The sequence below is a fragment of the Lysinibacillus sp. EB106-09-02-XG168 genome, from assembly GCF_058791475.1.
The window spans coordinates 2,765,097-2,781,079 of record NZ_JBYTDN010000003.1 but is presented as its reverse complement, the minus strand read 5'-3'; the positions used below and the strand labels follow the sequence as shown (position 1 = coordinate 2,781,079).

Sequence of the window (15,983 nt, the reverse complement as noted above, 5' to 3'; positions counted from 1 at the left end):
CTATAGGCTTCTAGCACCCAACGACTGCGAAAGTATGTGCAGAGCTACGGCGCTGAAAATTTTGGATAAATAATATTAACGCATCAGGCTTTACAGCACCAAAGGATCTTTTCGCTTTGACTGGCTGCACGACACGTGGAACACTCCATAAATGGTCGTTACCACAAAACAAAAATTTAACTTTTGTGTGTCCAGAATTTCGCCTTAGCTCCAGTATTTAAAAATAAGAGATCCGAACAATTAAAGAAAGCTAAATATGATAAAGTCACATATAACTAAGTGTGGCTTTTTAAATTGCCTTTAAAGGTTAAATTTGTCATCGGAAGGGGGAATGTTTAAAGGGTCACCGGAGGATAGTGACCCTTAGTAAAAATATAAAAGGTTAAATTAGTATTACCTTACACTAGTTATGAGCAGTATAGGTGGCGGTATTAGGTATTAATATCTCATGAAACTAGCGCCGACGATAATTAGAAGGATGAATAAAACAACAATTAACGCAAATGCTGAGCCATAGCCATTACCATTACCATTACCATAGTATTCAGACATAGTAATCCCTCCTTTCTTATACTTTATATTATGTATAGTTGTCAAAAAGAGTTGCGATATTTATCTTAGGATGCCTTAATAAAATGTGTGGAATAATAGATTTAGATGATTAAGAACGTAACTTTAGGCACTGAACATTGGATGAGGAAGTATAAAAGGGCCACTGGAGGATAGTGACCCTTAGTACAGATTAGAAGTTTTAAGGTTAAATTAGTTATGAGCATTAGTGGCGGTATTAGGTATTAATATTTCATGAAACTAGCGCCGACAATAATTAAAAGAATGAATAGAACAACAATTAGCGCGAATGCTGAACCTGTACCATAACCGCCACCACTTCCACTACCGCAATTTTGAGACATGATATATTCCCCCCTTTCTTTAATTTATTCTATGCATCGTAATCAAAAGGGATATTGATTATTAACTATACAATGTTTAAATATTTATAGAAATCGACGTGATCACACTTGAAATTAAAAGGTGATTAGGAATCATTTCATTTTAACAATATAGTAAATCTAATCGAATTGAATGCTCTTACATGAACTTAAAGAGGACAGAGGGATGGATTTTTTCTGAATTCCACAGGCAGGTTAACATGAAAAGGATCACTTTGGTAAAAGTGACCCTAGAAGAAGGAGTTGTAAGGTTAATTTGCTTTATCCTACTTTTTCTATGTTGTGAACAAAAAGGTTCTGAAGATTAATACATGAAACTAGCGCCGACAATAATTAAAAGAATAAATAGAACGACAATTAGAACGAATGATGAGCCGCCATAGCCGCCTGAAGAGCCACCGCAATAGTATCCCATGAAATATTCCTCCTTTCTATTTCTATAATATGTATGGTTGTAGAATGTAAGGGGGTGATTATCCTATTAAAGCTTTTTTTGAAGTAGGAAGGTTGCTTCTTTTATGTGAAATTAAATGTTAATTAAAGTCATGTTCAGTTGGAAATGGCTTTAGATCATAGGAGGCGGCCGTGTATATAAAAGACAATGGGCGAGGTGTGATTAAGATTTGGACTATGCAGGTGGTCAATAATTGAATACCCTTTCATTCGTATATAAATGTATTACGTAGTAAATTAAGGATAATTCTATTTGGATGGAAAGGATACAGGAGAACACGTATGCCAAACGTTACTTTGTAATGATCAATAAATTGGATAGCATACCCCTCAAAAAACATTTTTTTCAAGGGGGTAGTATGCCCATTTTTCTCATTACAAAGGAAGCGAGCAACCCTGTAGTCTCAATGTGACAGGAGGTCCTTGTGCAGGATCTTCTTTTTTATTTATTAAATAAATTTTATATTGAACTGCGAGATATCCAAATAGATGCTTGCGTACCTTTATCTTAAGAGGTGAAGGATACATGTTAAATAGTACATTTCGCTGGAAGCTTTCTCAATTACCAGAACGAACTGTCAAGAAGCACTGTAAAATGTGTGGATCAATATCTGTTTTTACGGATACAACTGTACGAAGGCATAACGCAAATGGAAAAAATATTTATCAATATGCAATTTTTAAATGCGAAAAAAATCATACTTGGAATAAAAAGTTAGCTATTTATAAAACGTTCTCAGAGCATGTTGCTGGAATGGAAGACCAGAAAGGGGAATTTTCAATATTGTCAACGATTGTGATATCTAGCTTAGCGGAACAAGGAATAAAGATAATACACATTGTACTAGATGATGTGGCAGGAAAACATCGAATTGATAAAGTGCTTGCAAACCAAATTGAGGATTGGAGCCGATCACAGATCATCAAAAGAATTGAAAAAGGTAGGATCCAATTAAATGATCAAACCATTAAACCTAGTTCTAGATTGTCTAAGGGTGAATGTATTTCTATTTTCATGGACTAAATAAATTTCTTTCAAGGTTGCAACATGTGTAGATAAACACTCTCTACACGGTTGCGACCTTTTTGTTTGAAGTAATATAAGAGAAGAAAAACACTCATGATATTAGCGGAACAGATAAGTAATTGGTTAGGGACACACGATCTTTGTTTGAATGGTTTAGTGTTAAATTTTTTAATTGCTATCCTAATCGAAGTGTGTGGCTGATGTCTAATTGGTTGGTATGATAATCGCTATGAATGGAATTGTAGGAGGTAATACAAAAGATCACTGTAAAAGGAGTGATCTTCTGTACCTTTTAATCCTTCAGAGAGGCGATTGGACTTTGCCGATTAATATCTCTATTAAAAATTTCTTATCTGTTTTAATAAGGTATTGAGTTCATTAGCATCTTTTTTAGTTTTAATAAGTGTTATGATCCAAGCAAATAAATATATTAATAAAAAACCACCAAGAAAATCTGCACTTAGAAAATTATCTGTCCACTTGTTATATAAAGATATAGAAGAGATTACTAGAAACATCAAGATAAAATGGCTGACTAAAGCAAATAAATAGTTAATTCTTTCAATTTCAAAAATGATTGTAAAAATACCTGCGCAAGCTGATATTATTAACACACCAATAATCTCAGCTTCTGAAGAAACAATGTTTTTTCTCGATAGTAAAACTATCAAGTATATAAATGCTCCAGTTCCTAGACCTGAAAAAAATCTGTTTTTTAATTGCAATGGAATGTCTTCCTCTCAAAATTTTTATGGAAGGATAGGTTTGTTTAATTCTTTTAGTACAAAATTTGTATAAAGTATTCCACCAAAGAAAAGTCCGATAGATAGTCCACTTACCGCAGAATAAATGATATCAAATGAAATGTCATTATAAAATGATGGAGAGATGCCCAAAGTTACATTTAAGATATATTTTACAAAAAAATTTATCAAGATAATAATTAATGGAAGATAGCACTTCTTTCTGATGAATACTGATTCCTGTTTGAAAAAATTTTGATATTTTTTATACAACCAATAACCAATTAAAGTCCCTGGAAAAATGAAAAGGAAATAGCTTATTAAACAAAATTCTAAGTGTGAAAATTGAGTAATCATTTTTTCAAGTCCCCATATGATAAATATGAAAGGAACTAAAAACATTTTAGATAAATTGATTGGCCTTTCCTGGGAAATAGCAATACCTCTTTTGGTTAAAAAAAACAATAATATCCATACTGACAATGGCGTTCTTAAAAGTACTTCTTTAATAATGGTATACATGTTTATTGCCTCCTTTGATGTTATTCATAATGGCATCAAAGAGGGAATAAAGAAATACGTTTAAACATATGTGGTGAAAATCAATACATAAGTGGACTTTTAGAATATTTTGTTAGTGCTTTTTTTAAAGAAGGTACATATTTTCTTGATATAATTACTTTTTCACTACTCGAGAGAATTGCTTCAAGATTACCATTAGGTTTAACCGTAAATTTATTTAAAAAATATATATTGATAATAATAGTTTTTGAAATTCTGATAAAGTTATTCGGAAGATCATGCTCTAATTTATATAAAGGGCTCTTTGTTTCAAAAATAGTATCATTTGTGTAAATGAATATTTTTCGTTCAAGATATTCTAAATAAAATATATTGGAATAAGGAATTTTTTCTTGTTCGTTTTTTGATGTAGACTTTGCTATTAAATAGTTGTCAGAGCTTTTTTCAAGAGTTGATACGATATCTTGAACAAAAGACGTTACTTTGTGAATGTTAAATGTACATGTTTCTTCTTTAAGTTTTTCAATAATTTTAATGTTTACCTTCATTTAAGACATATATTCCTTTCAAAGTTGATTATTAGTAATTTAATGTGAACGTTTATGCGATATATGTAAAGAGTATATCAAAAAACTTCTCTGATTATGGGTACTCTTCGTATATTTGTAGATTAGTTTTTACCATGATGTTGTATACAATTGAATAATAAATTTTATGAACCAAGCCATTTCTAAGCGTAGACGAATCTGTCCATAGAAAATGGCTTTTTTGTCTGTAAAATTTGTTTGAAAAATTCAGACTCGTATCATTTTTAAAACCTAGAATGAAGATAAAGGAAAGGAGTGTTATAGATGAGGATGAAAAAAATTAGCCTTGTTGTAGTTCTTATATTAGCGGGTTTTGTTACAAATGATGTTGTCGTACATGCAGACGATCATAAACATGAAAATAAAAAACATGAAAAGTATAAAGAATATAAGGACTATAAAGACGACGATGACGATGACGATGATGACTATTACTATGACGATGAAAAAGAAGATGAAACTTACTATTTTCAAGATGCAGTAAGTGCAAGCGGGACTTGGAATATTTGGACACGAATAGTTGCAGCAGATAAAGAAGTATTACCTTTTACAAGCTCTCAAAAGGTTACGTTCAAGGTAGAAGGTACAAATAAGGAGCTGAGCTTTTTTGTAATTCCAAAAGACGGGGAATTTTTTGTGCCAGGAAAAGCAGTAGCTCAAGTTTTAGGAGCAAAAGCAACCTTTTACAAAGCAAGTAAGATTTTAAATATCCAACATCAAAAAAATGAATTGATTTACCGTGCAGGAACTAACGTTGTTTATGATAACAATGTGAAAACACCATCCCCTGCACAAGCGTTTTTTGTAAATGAAGAATTATATGTACCTATTAGTACTATAACGAATGGCTTGGGGTATATAGCTGATTGGCAAGAAAGTAACCAAACGTTTGTATGCCAGCCAATTACGAATTAGGGGGAAAGCATTATGAAAGATCCAAAAAAGGCAAGATGGGTATTAGGGGCGTCAGGGATACTTTTATCTGCAGCGATATTAACCCAAATTAACAGCCCAACAGAGGCCGAAACTACACGTACAAATAATATTCAGGCAGTAGATCAGGGAAATATGACAAAAAAAGAAAAAGAACTAGTACAGCTAGATTGGACAAACTTTGAAGTGACAATGCAACCTTTTGTCAAAAGTGAGCGCAAAACGAAAAGAACGTAATGGAGTGGGTCGTGTGGATACACTAACTTTACACATAATGAATACTGAATTTTATATTGCTTTGCCAAAAGGGGCTCATTTCGTCTGGAAAGAAAAAGCAGAGAAATGGCTTCAATACGTAGCAAAAGAATGGTCGAGATTTCAATCAAATAATGAATTATCACAACTTAATAGTTTAGAGGTCGGAAAAACGCTCCGCATTAATTCGCGCTTATATGATTGTTTAGTGCAAGCGGATCGGTATTATCACCTTTCTAATGGTTTATTTTCTCCATATCTTAAACGTCAATTAGAACAGCATGGCTACCATCGAACTTTCCCATTCGATACAGCTAAAAGAAAGGCATTTCGAAACAAATCGTTAATGGCAGAGCGATCATTTGAATTTCTAGGTGGTGAGCAAGTACTGAGGGTAGCACAGCAGGAAATTGATTTGGGTGGATTTGCTAAAGGATATGCGATTGAAAAATTGGCAAATTGGCTTGAGCAAGAGGTATCGCCTGATTTCGGACTAATAGATGGGGGAGGGGATATGAAAATGTGGTCTTCTGGGGAAAAGACTTGGACAATCGGTGTTGCAGATGCCTTAGATATCGACAAGGAAATTAGCTCGATTAAACTGAAAACAGGTGCCATTGCTACATCCAATCGGGTTTATCGAAGCTGGATGCAAGGGACAAAGAAAAAACATCATGTATTAAATGGACAAACAGGTGGAATCGCCAATACAGAAGTATTACAAGCTTCAGTCGTAACGTCCTCTTTATGTGATGCAGAGGTTGGAGCGAAACTTTGCTTTCTTATGGATGAGCGTGAATTGCAGCAATGGTTCGAAAATAATTGTCAACAAAGTGCCCGCTTCATTGTTAAAGAAGGGCAAGCAGCAAAATGGAAAATGACAGGGGTGAAATAAATGATCATAAGTACGTGGGAATGGATTCGGTTATTAGGGTTGTTAGCGTATTTTTACTTCACAATTTCCATTATATTTGGTTTGTTGAGAAAATCCTCATTTATCAAATCACATAAAAATTTAATTTATCATATCCATCAAAATGCGGGATGGCTAGGGCTAATCACCGTAATCGCGCATATGTTAGTACTTTTAATTGATCAGTATGAGCCGTATAGTATAGCTGGAATTTTAAATCCTTTCTCAGCTAATTATCAGTCTCTACTATCGGCCCTTGGAACAATCGCATTTTATTTATTTTTAATGGTTATCATGACATCGGATTTATGGATTCGAACAATGAATCGTACCTTATGGAAAAAACTTCACTTTCTTGTGTTACCAGCATGGGTATTATCACTTATTCACGGGGTGCTTATAGGAACGGATACAGAAAATACGTTGATTATGATATTTTATGTAATTTCCGGGGGGGTGACCGTGTTAGTACTGGTTGTAAGAACATTAAGCGGGTTAATGAAAAAAGTTAATATTTCAACGTCACTCAATAATTAAAAGGAATCGGGGCTGTTTGAGTAGCCCCGATTCCTTATTAAATAGGGAATTCAATATGAATTGTAGTGCCTTTATTTACTGTGCTTGTGGCGTAAATGTTTCCATCATGTTGTTCCACTATTGCTTTTGCTATGGCAAGACCTAAACCAGTGCCATTTCGTTGTCGAGCAGCATCACTTCGGTAGAACCGCTCGAATACTAAAGGTAATTCTTGTTCAGTTATACCGACTCCACTATCTGCAACAGTAATTTTTACAGTGTCTTTATTTTTTAAGAGAGTTAGTGTTATGGTTCCGCTATTTGTATATCTAATCGCATTGTCTAATAGAATATATAGCATTTCTTGTATTTTTGAAGCATCGCCGAGCAGTTCGATGTTTTCTTGGATATCAGTAGAAAACTGTATTTCAGGAGGCATAATCCTTTGAAATTTCGAGCTTACTTTTTTAAGTAAAATAGATAATGGTACCATTTCTTTTTGAATAGAAACTTGCTGCTGATCGTGTCTTGCTAAAAACAGCAGTTTCTCTATGAGCTCTTTCATTATTTCAGCCTCATCTTTTAACTCTGCAATCAATTCTTTGCCAAAAGGACTTAATTGCTGGGCTTCTTCAATTTCTAAAATTTCTAGGGAACTATAAAAAATACTAAGTGGTGTTCGTAATTCATGAGAGGCATCGGATACGAACTTTTTTTGTTTATCGAACGACCATTGAATAGGAATCATTGCTTTACCGGCCATATAATAGGCCAGTAGACCGATTAAGACCGTAGAAATACAAGTTAATACTATTAGTAAATACTTTGTCATTTGGAAAAAGTGATGCTGTGACGTCACAGATTTACCAACGATAATATAGCCTGCTACTGTATCGTCGTTGAAAATGGGCTTCTTTAGAAGTAGAAATTGTTCTTCCTGCCATTCATAGTGCTGTACAAGTTCCTCACTTGGATCCCTGTTGCCAAATGCTTTTTCGATCGGATTCTTCAGTCCTTTGGAAGATTCGTCACCATGGACAAACTTATGATCCTTTGTGTAAATATAGTAAAAAAAATTGCGATTGGGGTCATAGCTTAAAGTTTTAGTGTTTGCATAAACATGTTCAAAGAAATCGTGCTCTTGCTTAACATAAAAGTCTTCTAATTCGTCTATTTGTTGATTTTCCATTAATTTTACGAGTGAAAAGTATAGAACAATAACGAATAGTGAAAATAATAAAAAGTAAAGCATTGCATACAAATAGGATAATTTTTTTTTCGTTTTATGAAACATTAGCCTTCCCTCAGTTTATAGCCAATACCTCTGACATTTTGAATACGTGATTTAGATTGACTATCATCAATTTTTTTTCGCACAAGTTTAACTAAAACATCTAAGGAATTATTGGAAACATCATAATCGTAGCCCCATATATAAATACAAATTTGTTCCCTAGTTAGTACACGTCCTTTATTGATAAATAAATATTCTAACAGTAAAAATTCATTTTTAGTAAGATCCACTATTTCATTATTGTACAAAATTACTCGGGAATCTACATTCAGTTGTAATTGATCAATCTGAATGACCTGTTCTATTATTTTATCTTTTCTTCGTAGTAATGCACGAACTCTTGCTAACAGTTCCTCTATTTTAAATGGTTTTATTATGTAATCATCGGCGCCACTATCAAGTCCTTTAATAAGGTCCTCTGTGTCGTCCTTCGCAGTTAGCATTAAAATACTACCATTGAATCCAGTGCTTCGTAGCTGTTGGCATACTTGAATGCCACTAATGTACGGCATCATCCAATCTAAAATAACGAGATCATATTTCTCAGTAAGCGTATGGTCTAGCGCTTCCTGCCCATTCTCCGCTTCCGTCACATTGTGAAATTCTTTCTTTAATATATGAACGATATTTCTTCTTAATCGTGCATCATCTTCTGCTAGTAATATTTTCAAGGCAGCTTCCTCCTAATGATTATATTCAGCTAAGTATACGCATAAAAAATGAAATGAAACTGAAAATGTTCCTTTCGCTTTTACTTTATAAAAAATGATTTATTTCATACTTCGATAAGAGTTGAAGTTTTTCCTGTCTATAATGTCCTTAGACAAAGATCATCACAATAACGTGGGTTTGTTTTCTGTTTTAATAAATGTCATCCTAGACTTTTAGTGATGATCAATAAACAAAGAAATAGGGGGACAACAATGAATATTTATAAATTCATAGCATTATTAGTTTTGACAACATTTCTAATGGGGTCTTCATTTGCCGTTGTCAAATTGGGGTTGCCGTATTCATCGCCACTGTTGTTGGCTGCACTCCGCTTTATACTAGCAGGGATGATAATGGGTGTCATCGTGATCGCTTTAAAAAGACCTCATCCGACCACGAAAGATGGCTGGATAAAAATTTTAACGATAGGGGCGTTTCAAACTTCTGGCGTAATGGGCTGTATTTTTTTAAGCTTACGTACAATTACGGCGAGTGAATCCTCTATTTTAACATTTACGAATCCTTTGCTTGTAGTCATATTTGCTACTATATTTATGAAGGTGCGTTACCGATTGTATCAATGGTGTGGTGTTTTGTTGGGGATTATTGGTGTTATGATTACAATGGGCGCACAAGTTGAAATTAAATTTGGAATTATTTTCGGCATTCTTTCGGCCGTATTTTGGGCTATTGCGACATTACTAGCAAAAAAATGGGGTGTGTTATTTGATACATGGGTGCTATCAGCCTATCAAATGCTTTTTGGTGGTATATTACTTTTAATTGCGAGTTTCGTGTTAGAACAACCATTTATTACTGTAAATGTTCATTCTTTATTTATTTTATTTTGGCTCAGTATTTTCTCGTCAATTGTTCAATTTGCGGGCTGGTATTATCTTTTACAAAATAGTGACCCTGGAAAAACGAGTGCCTTTTTGTTTTTAGCTCCTTTTTTCGGCGTGTTAACAGGTTGGGTACTATTAGATGAACCTTTAAAACTAACGTTAGTTGTCGGAGGGCTGTTTATTATTGCTGGTATCTATTTAGTGAACCGTAACTTTACAGCTAAATCTAATAAAAATATTCGCGGAGAGACTTTGAATGTTAGCCTTCCCGCGAAAGAAAATAGATCATTTTAAATTTCAATTTTAAAAACTTCTTTAAAGCCTGCTCGTCCTTTTTCAGTCACTTTAATGGCACGAATAGATGGGACACGAGTCACCCATCCCAAGCTTAAAAAATGTGTCAGCATTCCTTCACCAAGTGCGCCAGCTAGATGATAACGTCGTTCACTCCAATCTAAACATGCATGGGAAAATGATCGACGCTTTCTTTTTAAATCATCTAAGTCAAGACCGAAATCCATAAAAAATTGTGCGCCTTCAGCTGTTATGAGAAACTGTTTTACTTCTAGTTTTAGAAAACCAGCGTTAAGCAATGATTCAGTTAATTGAACGCCTAGTTTACCAGCTAGATGGTCATAGCAAGTTCTTGCATCCTGTAGTAATTTCATTTGACTTGATTGTTTTAAAGAGCGTACTTCAGGTGGTGGTGAAATCGCTAGGAAGGATTCTAGTAATTGGGCAATTTCTTCGCCTGCTAATTGAAAATATCGATGACGACCTTGTTTCTCTACTCTAACAAGCTTACCTTCTACTAACTTAGCAAGATGAAAACTAGCAGTCTGAGGTTTAATAGCAGCCATATAGGCTAATTCACTGGCAGTATGAAAACGACCATCCATCATACTAGCAAGCATCGTAGCTCTTGAAGTTTCTCCAAGGAGAGAACCGATTTCAGCCATGTTTGGATTAATACCCATTCGTCACGATCCTTTCTGCATTCGACATTTCGATATTCATAAAAGTATTTATCATTTACAATAATACATATTTAGGAAGGAGTAAATAGTTATGAAAACATATTATGCTGTTATTTTTACATCACAACGAACAGACGAGGATGGAGAAGGCTATGCCAAGATGGCAGAAGTTATGGATGAATTAGCACAAAAACAGCCAGGTTTTCTTCATATAGAAAGTGCTAGAAATGCCGAAGGAAAGGGGATTACTGTATCGTATTGGGAATCACTAGAGGCTATTCAGGCATGGAAAGAAAATTCAAAACATCTAGTTGCACAGCAATTTGGAAAAGAAAAATGGTACAAGCAATATAATGTGGAAATTTGTAAGGTCATAAAAGACTATTCTTTTCTAATGTAATTAAAGTAGGAACGTCAAAACTATTATTTCAAGTATAGAAGGAATTAATTGAGGAGGAGGAGAATTGGACAATTTTTTTCAACGATATATTGATTCGTGGCGTTTAATGGTTGGCTAGTCCATGATATCTTCTTAGGCATTGTCATTGGCGTTGGACTTTTATTAGTATTGTATGTATTGTTTAAACGCCGACTAAAAGCTGCGTTTGTCATAACTTTTATCCTTTATGCTTTTTTAGGTAATCTTTTAATGTTTGTTTTCGGCTTAGCTGGTCGAAGCTTCCCAATTAATTCCGAGTCTCCTATTTATACAGATGATGCACAGAAAATCGCTGTCCAAATGGTTGAAGGATCTGAGAATAACGGTACAACTAATGGGATTACGCAAATTATTTCACATCATCAAATTGTAGCAATTAATTTGCAAACAGGTGAAAAACAATGGAGCAAATATTCTTCAAGTAAAGAGACACTAATTGGAAATTTCTTAGGAGGACTTCTTATTCATCATCGTGACGGTGAGTACGGGAGTCTTTCATTATTAGATATACACACGGGAAAAGAAAAACTCTCTAAAAAGGAATTTGCGAAAAAACACAAACAGTTAATAGATGTTTTAAATAATGGTTCGCATAACATAGTCTTGTTGCAAAATATTCTTTATTTAGAGGGCGTCGATGGGAAATTTTATCGCTTTGATGGCAACAAATTAATGGAAGATAATAAAGCGGAAAAATATCTTTCTACAATGTTTTTCATAGAATCCGATATTCCAGGTTATTTTGCTTCACATAATCAACCGTTGGAGAATTATGAAGAGGTTAGAGAATTTAGTAGTCTTGTATTGACTGAACCTTCTATTCAAACATACAAGAACCTAGAGCCGGCTGTATTAGATGTGGATTTGCAACAACAAACTGCCATTGTATCCTATCGACAAATGAAGCGGGAAAGTGCAGACCGTGTCGTATTACTTTATGATATGAAAAACCATCGTATTATGTGGGAAGAAAATATAGGTGTTGTGAATACTGAGCAAAAAAATCCGGGTGTTCGTACATTAGAGAACTATTATGCGATTCAAGCAGGAGATGAGTTTCTTTTGTTAGATAAGGATACGAAAAAAGAAATGTTCAGATATCATCTACGGTGGAATCGCCCAGTTCGGTGAAAATTAAAGAGCATGTATTATTTATCCCCACCAAGTAATGGCTTGCGGGGATTATTTATTTTAGATCAAGGTTGCTTGATATATCATAAAGTGATATATTATTTAACGATATATCACTTTTTGATATATTGGAGGTGTAACAATGAAATCATTAGAGCAGTTAACAGATTCTGTTTTTTATATTATGGCTGCCTTAACTGAACCAAGACATGGCTATGCGGTCATGAGTTTAATTGAGGAGACTACAAAGGGGACTTTTGTAGTTGGTCCAGCATCCCTTTATACAATTATAAAAAAACTAGCAGCTGAACACCTTATTCAGCTACACGATGATTCGAATTCTCGTAGAAAGGTCTATGTCTTAACGGATAAAGGTCGCGAAATATTGCTCGAAGATATTGAACGAAGAAAGATCATGATTCATTTGGCAGAGCAGGGATTACAAAGGGGGCAAAAATAGTGCGAAATAAGAGATATATGGCTTCAATTGGTTTAGCATTTTCTGAGGAGCACGATATGAAAAAATTAAGCGAAAAAGCGGCAAAGGGCTGGCATTTAAAAAAATTCCGACTTGCTGGATACGAGCTAGAAAAGGGTGAACCAGAAGAATCCATATTTAGTATTGATTATCGTAAATTACAAAAAGATGAAGAAGAGGAGTATTTTGAATTATTTGCTTACGGTGGCTGGACACATGTATGTTCAAGCGCTAACATGCATATTTTTAAAGCAGCTCCAGAAACGACACCTATTTACAGCGATGCAGAGTCTTCTATTGATAAATTAGCTCGTCTTGCAAAGTCTGTAAATCTAGTAGCATCAATTGCTCTTGCTATCACTATAGTATTTTGGGTATTTATGACATTTGCCTCTGGGGCAATTCAGCACATTGCAGAGCAAGGATTTACATATTCCATTATATTTACTGTCCCGGCGCTCATGACCTCTGGTGGAGTTTACTATCATATGTGGAAAAACCTACGATTAAAATCAAAGCATATATAAAGTAAGAGCAGTTGATGCTTATCAGCTGTTTTTTTTATAGCCGTAGTATAGGAATCTCAGAGCGGCGGAAAGTAAGGTCAAGTCGACGGATAGAAGTCTCGGTGTAACGTAAAGAACTCAGGCACCGACGGATAGAAGTCCCAAAGTGACGGATAGAAATAGCGTAGACGGAAAATAAGGGAGAAATAGCTGACCGAACTACAGGAAAAACTGATCTGTTGTCGAAGTATTAAGTTATCGCATTTTTGTGGAAATGAAAGTCCCTACAATGGCCTATACACCATATGATGATGGCATGGATGGAGGAGGAAAACATGACAATCGAACTTTTAAGTGAGTGGTTACAATCTTCAAGTAACACGGTCATTTTAACGGGTGCAGGCATGTCAACCGAAAGTGGAATTCCAGATTTTCGATCGACATCAGGCTGGTGGAATAATATTGATCCTCGAACAGTAGCTACTACAGAAGCATTGGCACAAAATTATTCATTGTTTCATGAGTTTTATAAAATGCGCATAGACAATTTGGAAAAGGTGGCACCGCATGAAGGACATCAAATTTTAGCTTATTGGGAAAAGCGAGGAATTGTATCGTTAGTTGCTACGCAAAATGTTGATGGTTTTCATCAGCTAGCAGGGAGTCAAAGGGTAGAGGAGTTACATGGCTCGATACGTTCCATTCGTTGTCATCACTGCGAAAAAGCTGCTACAATGGAAAGTTTTTTACACAAAGAGAGTTGTGTACACTGTGATGGTAAACTAAGGCCAAATGTAGTGCTTTTTGGAGAAAACTTACCACAAGTAAGCTGGAACAATGCAATGGAAGCAATTAGAGCAGCGGAACTTGTTCTTGTTATCGGTACAAGCCTGGAAGTGTATCCTGTCAATCAACTTCCAATGATGACGAAAGGAAAAACTGCTTATATTAATTTAGATATTGCGCATCATGCAGTACAATTTGATTTAACAATTGAAGGAAAAGTAAAAGAAGTGTTGCACCAATTGCAACTTTAGAAGGAGGCGCCCTTGAGACATCGAGAGGCGCCTAAAACATTTGTGGTAAAAATTCGGTCATAAAGCGTTGATTTTTACGTAGCCATATTTTTAAAATCATACGGTGTGTTAGTAGTCGTTGTCTTTTTTGTGGTCTTGCCTTTGCCTCTATTAAACTTTGTAGTAGAGTGCAAGTTTCTGTTGCCAATGCTTGAGGATCAACGAGGACGTCAAGTTTATAATCAATTAACTGAGCAGCCTGAACCTTTGCAAGTAATTGAGCAAAACGGATATTCATTTCTGGAAAGTTTTCTTTTAGTTCTAAGTCGATTAAAGTAAATAATGTTTGTTCAATTTCAGCTTCGAGCGCTTCTAATTGTTCAATAGATGGCTGTGTCAAAAAATCACCTCTAGTATGTCATAAATTCTACTACACAAGGAAAAAGCCAAGTGTAGCGAAAAGTAAACCGAATAAAACGGTAGTGCATATATAAATAACCACTTGCTTCCATTTTTTCTGTTCCAAAAGCTGCAAACATTCAAAGCCAAATGTTGAAAATGTCGTATAGGCCCCTAAAAAACCAAGCCCTATAAACTGCCAAATCCAATCACTTGGCTGTAATGCAAATAGAAGGCCCAGTGCAAAAGAACCTGTTATATTAATAAAAAATGTTGCCCATGGGTATGGATGAGCAATCAATTTTCCAAGATAAAATCTCGTTAGTGCACCAAAAAATCCACCTATCCCAATAACTATCATACGCTGCGCCCCTTCGCAAGTCTAAAACCTAGCCATGCACATGCTAAACCGCCAAAAACACTTGCTAAAATATAAAAAATAGCTAGTAGCCACTTACTATCTTGCAAAAGTAATAGCGTTTCTAAAGAAAATGTCGAAAATGTCGTAAAGGCACCTAAAAAGCCAGTACCAATTCCTAAAATAATAGAAGTACGCTTTGTAAACATTGTAAATAGCCACGCTAAACAAAAGCAGCCAATTAAGTTTATACAAAGTGTTGCAATTGGAAAACCACCTGTATTTTGAAGTGCTTGACCAAGGTTATATCGACAGATGGCACCCAAAAACCCGCCGATTCCAACAGCTAAAAATGATTTCAAAGTAAAGACTCCTTACTAAAATGTCTATATTGAAAAGTGTATCATGAGAGAATCAATTTAGATATATTTCTATAAGTTATATGGAATCAAATATATTAAAAAGAGTAGATACAACATGATTTTGACCTCTTGAAGCGATAAATTGATTTGGACCTCATCGTACTAGCTTTGTTCAATAAAGTCTTCCTGCATTTTTCAGCAGGTGTCAAACTTTCGCTGAAATAGAGGAACTCGGGCTAAGAACTTCACATTCTGTGAAAAAGCCCGAGTGACCGACATCGTGCTATCGCTACGCTTTCACGCAAAGTCTGTTGGCCAAAAGCCTTCGGACGCAATTAGGCCTAGCCATAATTGATATGTAGGAATTCATTGCTTTAAAGCGCTAATTATTTCCTGAAAAACGTAAAAAATAACAGCAAGTTGGTTGACAAATATTTCAAAGATGTGATAATCTTCAAGAACACTATAACAATCTTAAGAAAAGGAGGGCATGACGATGTTAATTTTACCAGTATCATTTCAAATCACAACTGCATACATTGTCCATGTCTTCTAACATTTTATT

The 15,983-nt window shown here is 34.9% G+C and carries 23 protein-coding genes; 11 read left to right on the top strand and 12 right to left on the bottom strand.

Annotation, left to right across the window (positions count from 1 at the left end):
• Positions 1 to 438: 438 nt before the first annotated feature.
• From AC3WSO_RS14440 to AC3WSO_RS14430, 3 genes are all read right to left on the bottom strand, one after another.
• Positions 439 to 552, bottom strand: coding sequence for a YjcZ family sporulation protein (locus AC3WSO_RS14440; RefSeq protein WP_492531715.1), 114 nt, complete (start codon positions 550 to 552; stop codon positions 439 to 441).
• A gap of 242 nt (positions 553 to 794) precedes the next feature.
• On the bottom strand, positions 795 to 914 hold the full coding sequence (locus tag AC3WSO_RS14435; protein WP_079561272.1) for a YjcZ family sporulation protein: 120 nt from the start codon (positions 912 to 914) through the stop codon (positions 795 to 797).
• Between the two features lie 343 nt (positions 915 to 1,257).
• Positions 1,258 to 1,368, bottom strand: coding sequence for a YjcZ family sporulation protein (locus tag AC3WSO_RS14430; protein WP_079561273.1), 111 nt, complete (start codon positions 1,366 to 1,368; stop codon positions 1,258 to 1,260).
• A 564-nt stretch (positions 1,369 to 1,932) separates the two neighbouring features.
• Between AC3WSO_RS14430 and AC3WSO_RS14425 the strand changes: the two genes are divergently transcribed.
• Positions 1,933 to 2,430 (top strand): S4 domain-containing protein, encoded by a 498-nt coding sequence (locus AC3WSO_RS14425; RefSeq protein WP_492531713.1) that lies wholly within the window; start codon positions 1,933 to 1,935, stop codon positions 2,428 to 2,430.
• 341 nt (positions 2,431 to 2,771) lie between these two features.
• Here AC3WSO_RS14425 and AC3WSO_RS14420 read toward each other — a convergent pair whose 3' ends face one another.
• From AC3WSO_RS14420 to AC3WSO_RS14410, 3 genes are all read right to left on the bottom strand, one after another.
• Entirely contained in the window at positions 2,772 to 3,158 is a 387-nt protein-coding gene (locus tag AC3WSO_RS14420) for a DUF3021 family protein (RefSeq protein WP_492531711.1), read from the bottom strand.
• Between the two features lie 24 nt (positions 3,159 to 3,182).
• Positions 3,183 to 3,698 carry a hypothetical protein gene (locus AC3WSO_RS14415; protein ID WP_492531709.1) on the bottom strand — a complete coding sequence of 172 codons (516 nt, stop codon included), beginning with the start codon at positions 3,696 to 3,698 and terminating at the stop codon, positions 3,183 to 3,185.
• 80 nt (positions 3,699 to 3,778) lie between these two features.
• Entirely contained in the window at positions 3,779 to 4,246 is a 468-nt protein-coding gene (locus tag AC3WSO_RS14410) for a LytTR family DNA-binding domain-containing protein (protein ID WP_492531708.1), read from the bottom strand.
• Positions 4,247 to 4,549: 303 nt separating this feature from the next.
• Here AC3WSO_RS14410 and AC3WSO_RS14405 point away from each other — a divergent pair, with 303 nt between their 5' ends.
• From AC3WSO_RS14405 to AC3WSO_RS14390, 4 genes are read left to right on the top strand one after another with little or no spacing between them, the layout of a single operon-like run.
• Positions 4,550 to 5,200 carry a copper amine oxidase N-terminal domain-containing protein gene (locus AC3WSO_RS14405; RefSeq protein WP_492531706.1) on the top strand — a complete coding sequence of 217 codons (651 nt, stop codon included), beginning with the start codon at positions 4,550 to 4,552 and terminating at the stop codon, positions 5,198 to 5,200.
• A gap of 12 nt (positions 5,201 to 5,212) precedes the next feature.
• A complete protein-coding gene (locus tag AC3WSO_RS14400) occupies positions 5,213 to 5,455 on the top strand; it encodes a hypothetical protein (RefSeq protein ID WP_492531705.1) in 243 nt (80 codons plus the stop codon).
• A 13-nt stretch (positions 5,456 to 5,468) separates the two neighbouring features.
• The gene (locus AC3WSO_RS14395; RefSeq protein WP_492531704.1) at positions 5,469 to 6,368 is read left to right on the top strand and encodes an FAD:protein FMN transferase; all 900 of its coding nucleotides are present in this window, start codon (positions 5,469 to 5,471) and stop codon (positions 6,366 to 6,368) included.
• Complete coding sequence (locus tag AC3WSO_RS14390) at positions 6,369 to 6,923, top strand: ferric reductase-like transmembrane domain-containing protein (protein WP_492531703.1); 555 nt, start codon at positions 6,369 to 6,371, stop codon at positions 6,921 to 6,923. It begins immediately after the preceding gene.
• 37 nt (positions 6,924 to 6,960) lie between these two features.
• Here the strand turns inward: AC3WSO_RS14390 and AC3WSO_RS14385 are convergent, their stop codons facing one another.
• Together AC3WSO_RS14385 and AC3WSO_RS14380 are read right to left on the bottom strand one after the other, a co-directional pair.
• On the bottom strand, positions 6,961 to 8,196 hold the full coding sequence (locus tag AC3WSO_RS14385) for a sensor histidine kinase (protein WP_492531702.1): 1,236 nt from the start codon (positions 8,194 to 8,196) through the stop codon (positions 6,961 to 6,963).
• The gene (locus tag AC3WSO_RS14380; RefSeq protein ID WP_492531700.1) at positions 8,196 to 8,867 is read right to left on the bottom strand and encodes a response regulator transcription factor; all 672 of its coding nucleotides are present in this window, start codon (positions 8,865 to 8,867) and stop codon (positions 8,196 to 8,198) included. The genes AC3WSO_RS14385 and AC3WSO_RS14380 overlap by 1 nt, the downstream gene beginning before the upstream one ends.
• 252 nt (positions 8,868 to 9,119) lie before the next feature.
• Here AC3WSO_RS14380 and AC3WSO_RS14375 point away from each other — a divergent pair, with 252 nt between their 5' ends.
• The gene (locus tag AC3WSO_RS14375) at positions 9,120 to 10,046 is read left to right on the top strand and encodes a DMT family transporter (protein WP_492531699.1); all 927 of its coding nucleotides are present in this window, start codon (positions 9,120 to 9,122) and stop codon (positions 10,044 to 10,046) included.
• Here the strand turns inward: AC3WSO_RS14375 and AC3WSO_RS14370 are convergent.
• Entirely contained in the window at positions 10,043 to 10,729 is a 687-nt protein-coding gene (locus AC3WSO_RS14370) for an ArsR/SmtB family transcription factor (RefSeq protein ID WP_492531698.1), read from the bottom strand. The genes AC3WSO_RS14375 and AC3WSO_RS14370 overlap by 4 nt on opposite strands.
• Positions 10,730 to 10,820: 91 nt before the next feature.
• Here AC3WSO_RS14370 and AC3WSO_RS14365 point away from each other — a divergent pair, with 91 nt between their 5' ends.
• From AC3WSO_RS14365 to AC3WSO_RS14345, 5 genes are all read left to right on the top strand, one after another.
• Positions 10,821 to 11,129: an antibiotic biosynthesis monooxygenase family protein gene (locus AC3WSO_RS14365; RefSeq protein WP_492531696.1), complete on the top strand. Its 309-nt coding sequence runs from the start codon at positions 10,821 to 10,823 to the stop codon at positions 11,127 to 11,129.
• Positions 11,130 to 11,225: 96 nt separating this feature from the next.
• Positions 11,226 to 12,299 (top strand): PA2928 family protein, encoded by a 1,074-nt coding sequence (locus AC3WSO_RS14360; RefSeq protein ID WP_492531694.1) that lies wholly within the window; start codon positions 11,226 to 11,228, stop codon positions 12,297 to 12,299.
• 142 nt (positions 12,300 to 12,441) lie between these two features.
• Entirely contained in the window at positions 12,442 to 12,759 is a 318-nt protein-coding gene (locus tag AC3WSO_RS14355; RefSeq protein WP_492531692.1) for a PadR family transcriptional regulator, read from the top strand.
• On the top strand, positions 12,759 to 13,304 hold the full coding sequence (locus AC3WSO_RS14350) for a DUF2812 domain-containing protein (protein WP_492531691.1): 546 nt from the start codon (positions 12,759 to 12,761) through the stop codon (positions 13,302 to 13,304). Before AC3WSO_RS14355 ends, AC3WSO_RS14350 begins: the two co-directional genes overlap by 1 nt.
• A 314-nt stretch (positions 13,305 to 13,618) precedes the next feature.
• A complete protein-coding gene (locus AC3WSO_RS14345; protein ID WP_492531689.1) occupies positions 13,619 to 14,320 on the top strand; it encodes an SIR2 family NAD-dependent protein deacylase in 702 nt (233 codons plus the stop codon).
• A 31-nt stretch (positions 14,321 to 14,351) separates the two neighbouring features.
• Here AC3WSO_RS14345 and AC3WSO_RS14340 read toward each other — a convergent pair whose 3' ends face one another.
• The 3 genes from AC3WSO_RS14340 to crcB (AC3WSO_RS14330) are packed head-to-tail and all read right to left on the bottom strand — an operon-like array spanning position 14,352 to position 15,418.
• Positions 14,352 to 14,699 (bottom strand): hypothetical protein, encoded by a 348-nt coding sequence (locus AC3WSO_RS14340; protein WP_492531687.1) that lies wholly within the window; start codon positions 14,697 to 14,699, stop codon positions 14,352 to 14,354.
• Positions 14,700 to 14,729: 30 nt separating this feature from the next.
• Entirely contained in the window at positions 14,730 to 15,059 is a 330-nt protein-coding gene (gene crcB / locus AC3WSO_RS14335) for a fluoride efflux transporter CrcB (protein ID WP_492531686.1), read from the bottom strand.
• Entirely contained in the window at positions 15,056 to 15,418 is a 363-nt protein-coding gene (gene crcB / locus AC3WSO_RS14330; protein ID WP_492531684.1) for a fluoride efflux transporter CrcB, read from the bottom strand. Before crcB (AC3WSO_RS14330) ends, crcB (AC3WSO_RS14335) begins: the two co-directional genes overlap by 4 nt.
• Positions 15,419 to 15,983: the final 565 nt, after the last annotated feature.

What these genes read in the sequence shown, in the direction of transcription:
- AC3WSO_RS14370 (WP_492531698.1), bottom strand. Translation starts at nt 10,729, where the DNA reads ATGGGTATTAATCCAAACATGGCTGAAATCGGTTCTCTCCTTGGAGAA.
- AC3WSO_RS14375 (WP_492531699.1), top strand. Translation starts at nt 9,120, where the DNA reads ATGAATATTTATAAATTCATAGCATTATTAGTTTTGACAACATTTCTA.
- AC3WSO_RS14430 (WP_079561273.1), bottom strand. Translation starts at nt 1,368, where the DNA reads ATGGGATACTATTGCGGTGGCTCTTCAGGCGGCTATGGCGGCTCATCA.
- AC3WSO_RS14355 (WP_492531692.1), top strand. Translation starts at nt 12,442, where the DNA reads ATGAAATCATTAGAGCAGTTAACAGATTCTGTTTTTTATATTATGGCT.
- crcB (WP_492531686.1), bottom strand. Translation starts at nt 15,059, where the DNA reads ATGATAGTTATTGGGATAGGTGGATTTTTTGGTGCACTAACGAGATTT.
- AC3WSO_RS14385 (WP_492531702.1), bottom strand. Translation starts at nt 8,196, where the DNA reads ATGTTTCATAAAACGAAAAAAAAATTATCCTATTTGTATGCAATGCTT.
- AC3WSO_RS14425 (WP_492531713.1), top strand. Translation starts at nt 1,933, where the DNA reads ATGTTAAATAGTACATTTCGCTGGAAGCTTTCTCAATTACCAGAACGA.
- AC3WSO_RS14405 (WP_492531706.1), top strand. Translation starts at nt 4,550, where the DNA reads ATGAGGATGAAAAAAATTAGCCTTGTTGTAGTTCTTATATTAGCGGGT.
- AC3WSO_RS14400 (WP_492531705.1), top strand. Translation starts at nt 5,213, where the DNA reads ATGAAAGATCCAAAAAAGGCAAGATGGGTATTAGGGGCGTCAGGGATA.
- AC3WSO_RS14390 (WP_492531703.1), top strand. Translation starts at nt 6,369, where the DNA reads ATGATCATAAGTACGTGGGAATGGATTCGGTTATTAGGGTTGTTAGCG.
- AC3WSO_RS14440 (WP_492531715.1), bottom strand. Translation starts at nt 552, where the DNA reads ATGTCTGAATACTATGGTAATGGTAATGGTAATGGCTATGGCTCAGCA.
- AC3WSO_RS14410 (WP_492531708.1), bottom strand. Translation starts at nt 4,246, where the DNA reads ATGAAGGTAAACATTAAAATTATTGAAAAACTTAAAGAAGAAACATGT.
- AC3WSO_RS14415 (WP_492531709.1), bottom strand. Translation starts at nt 3,698, where the DNA reads ATGTATACCATTATTAAAGAAGTACTTTTAAGAACGCCATTGTCAGTA.
- AC3WSO_RS14435 (WP_079561272.1), bottom strand. Translation starts at nt 914, where the DNA reads ATGTCTCAAAATTGCGGTAGTGGAAGTGGTGGCGGTTATGGTACAGGT.
- AC3WSO_RS14365 (WP_492531696.1), top strand. Translation starts at nt 10,821, where the DNA reads ATGAAAACATATTATGCTGTTATTTTTACATCACAACGAACAGACGAG.
- AC3WSO_RS14345 (WP_492531689.1), top strand. Translation starts at nt 13,619, where the DNA reads ATGACAATCGAACTTTTAAGTGAGTGGTTACAATCTTCAAGTAACACG.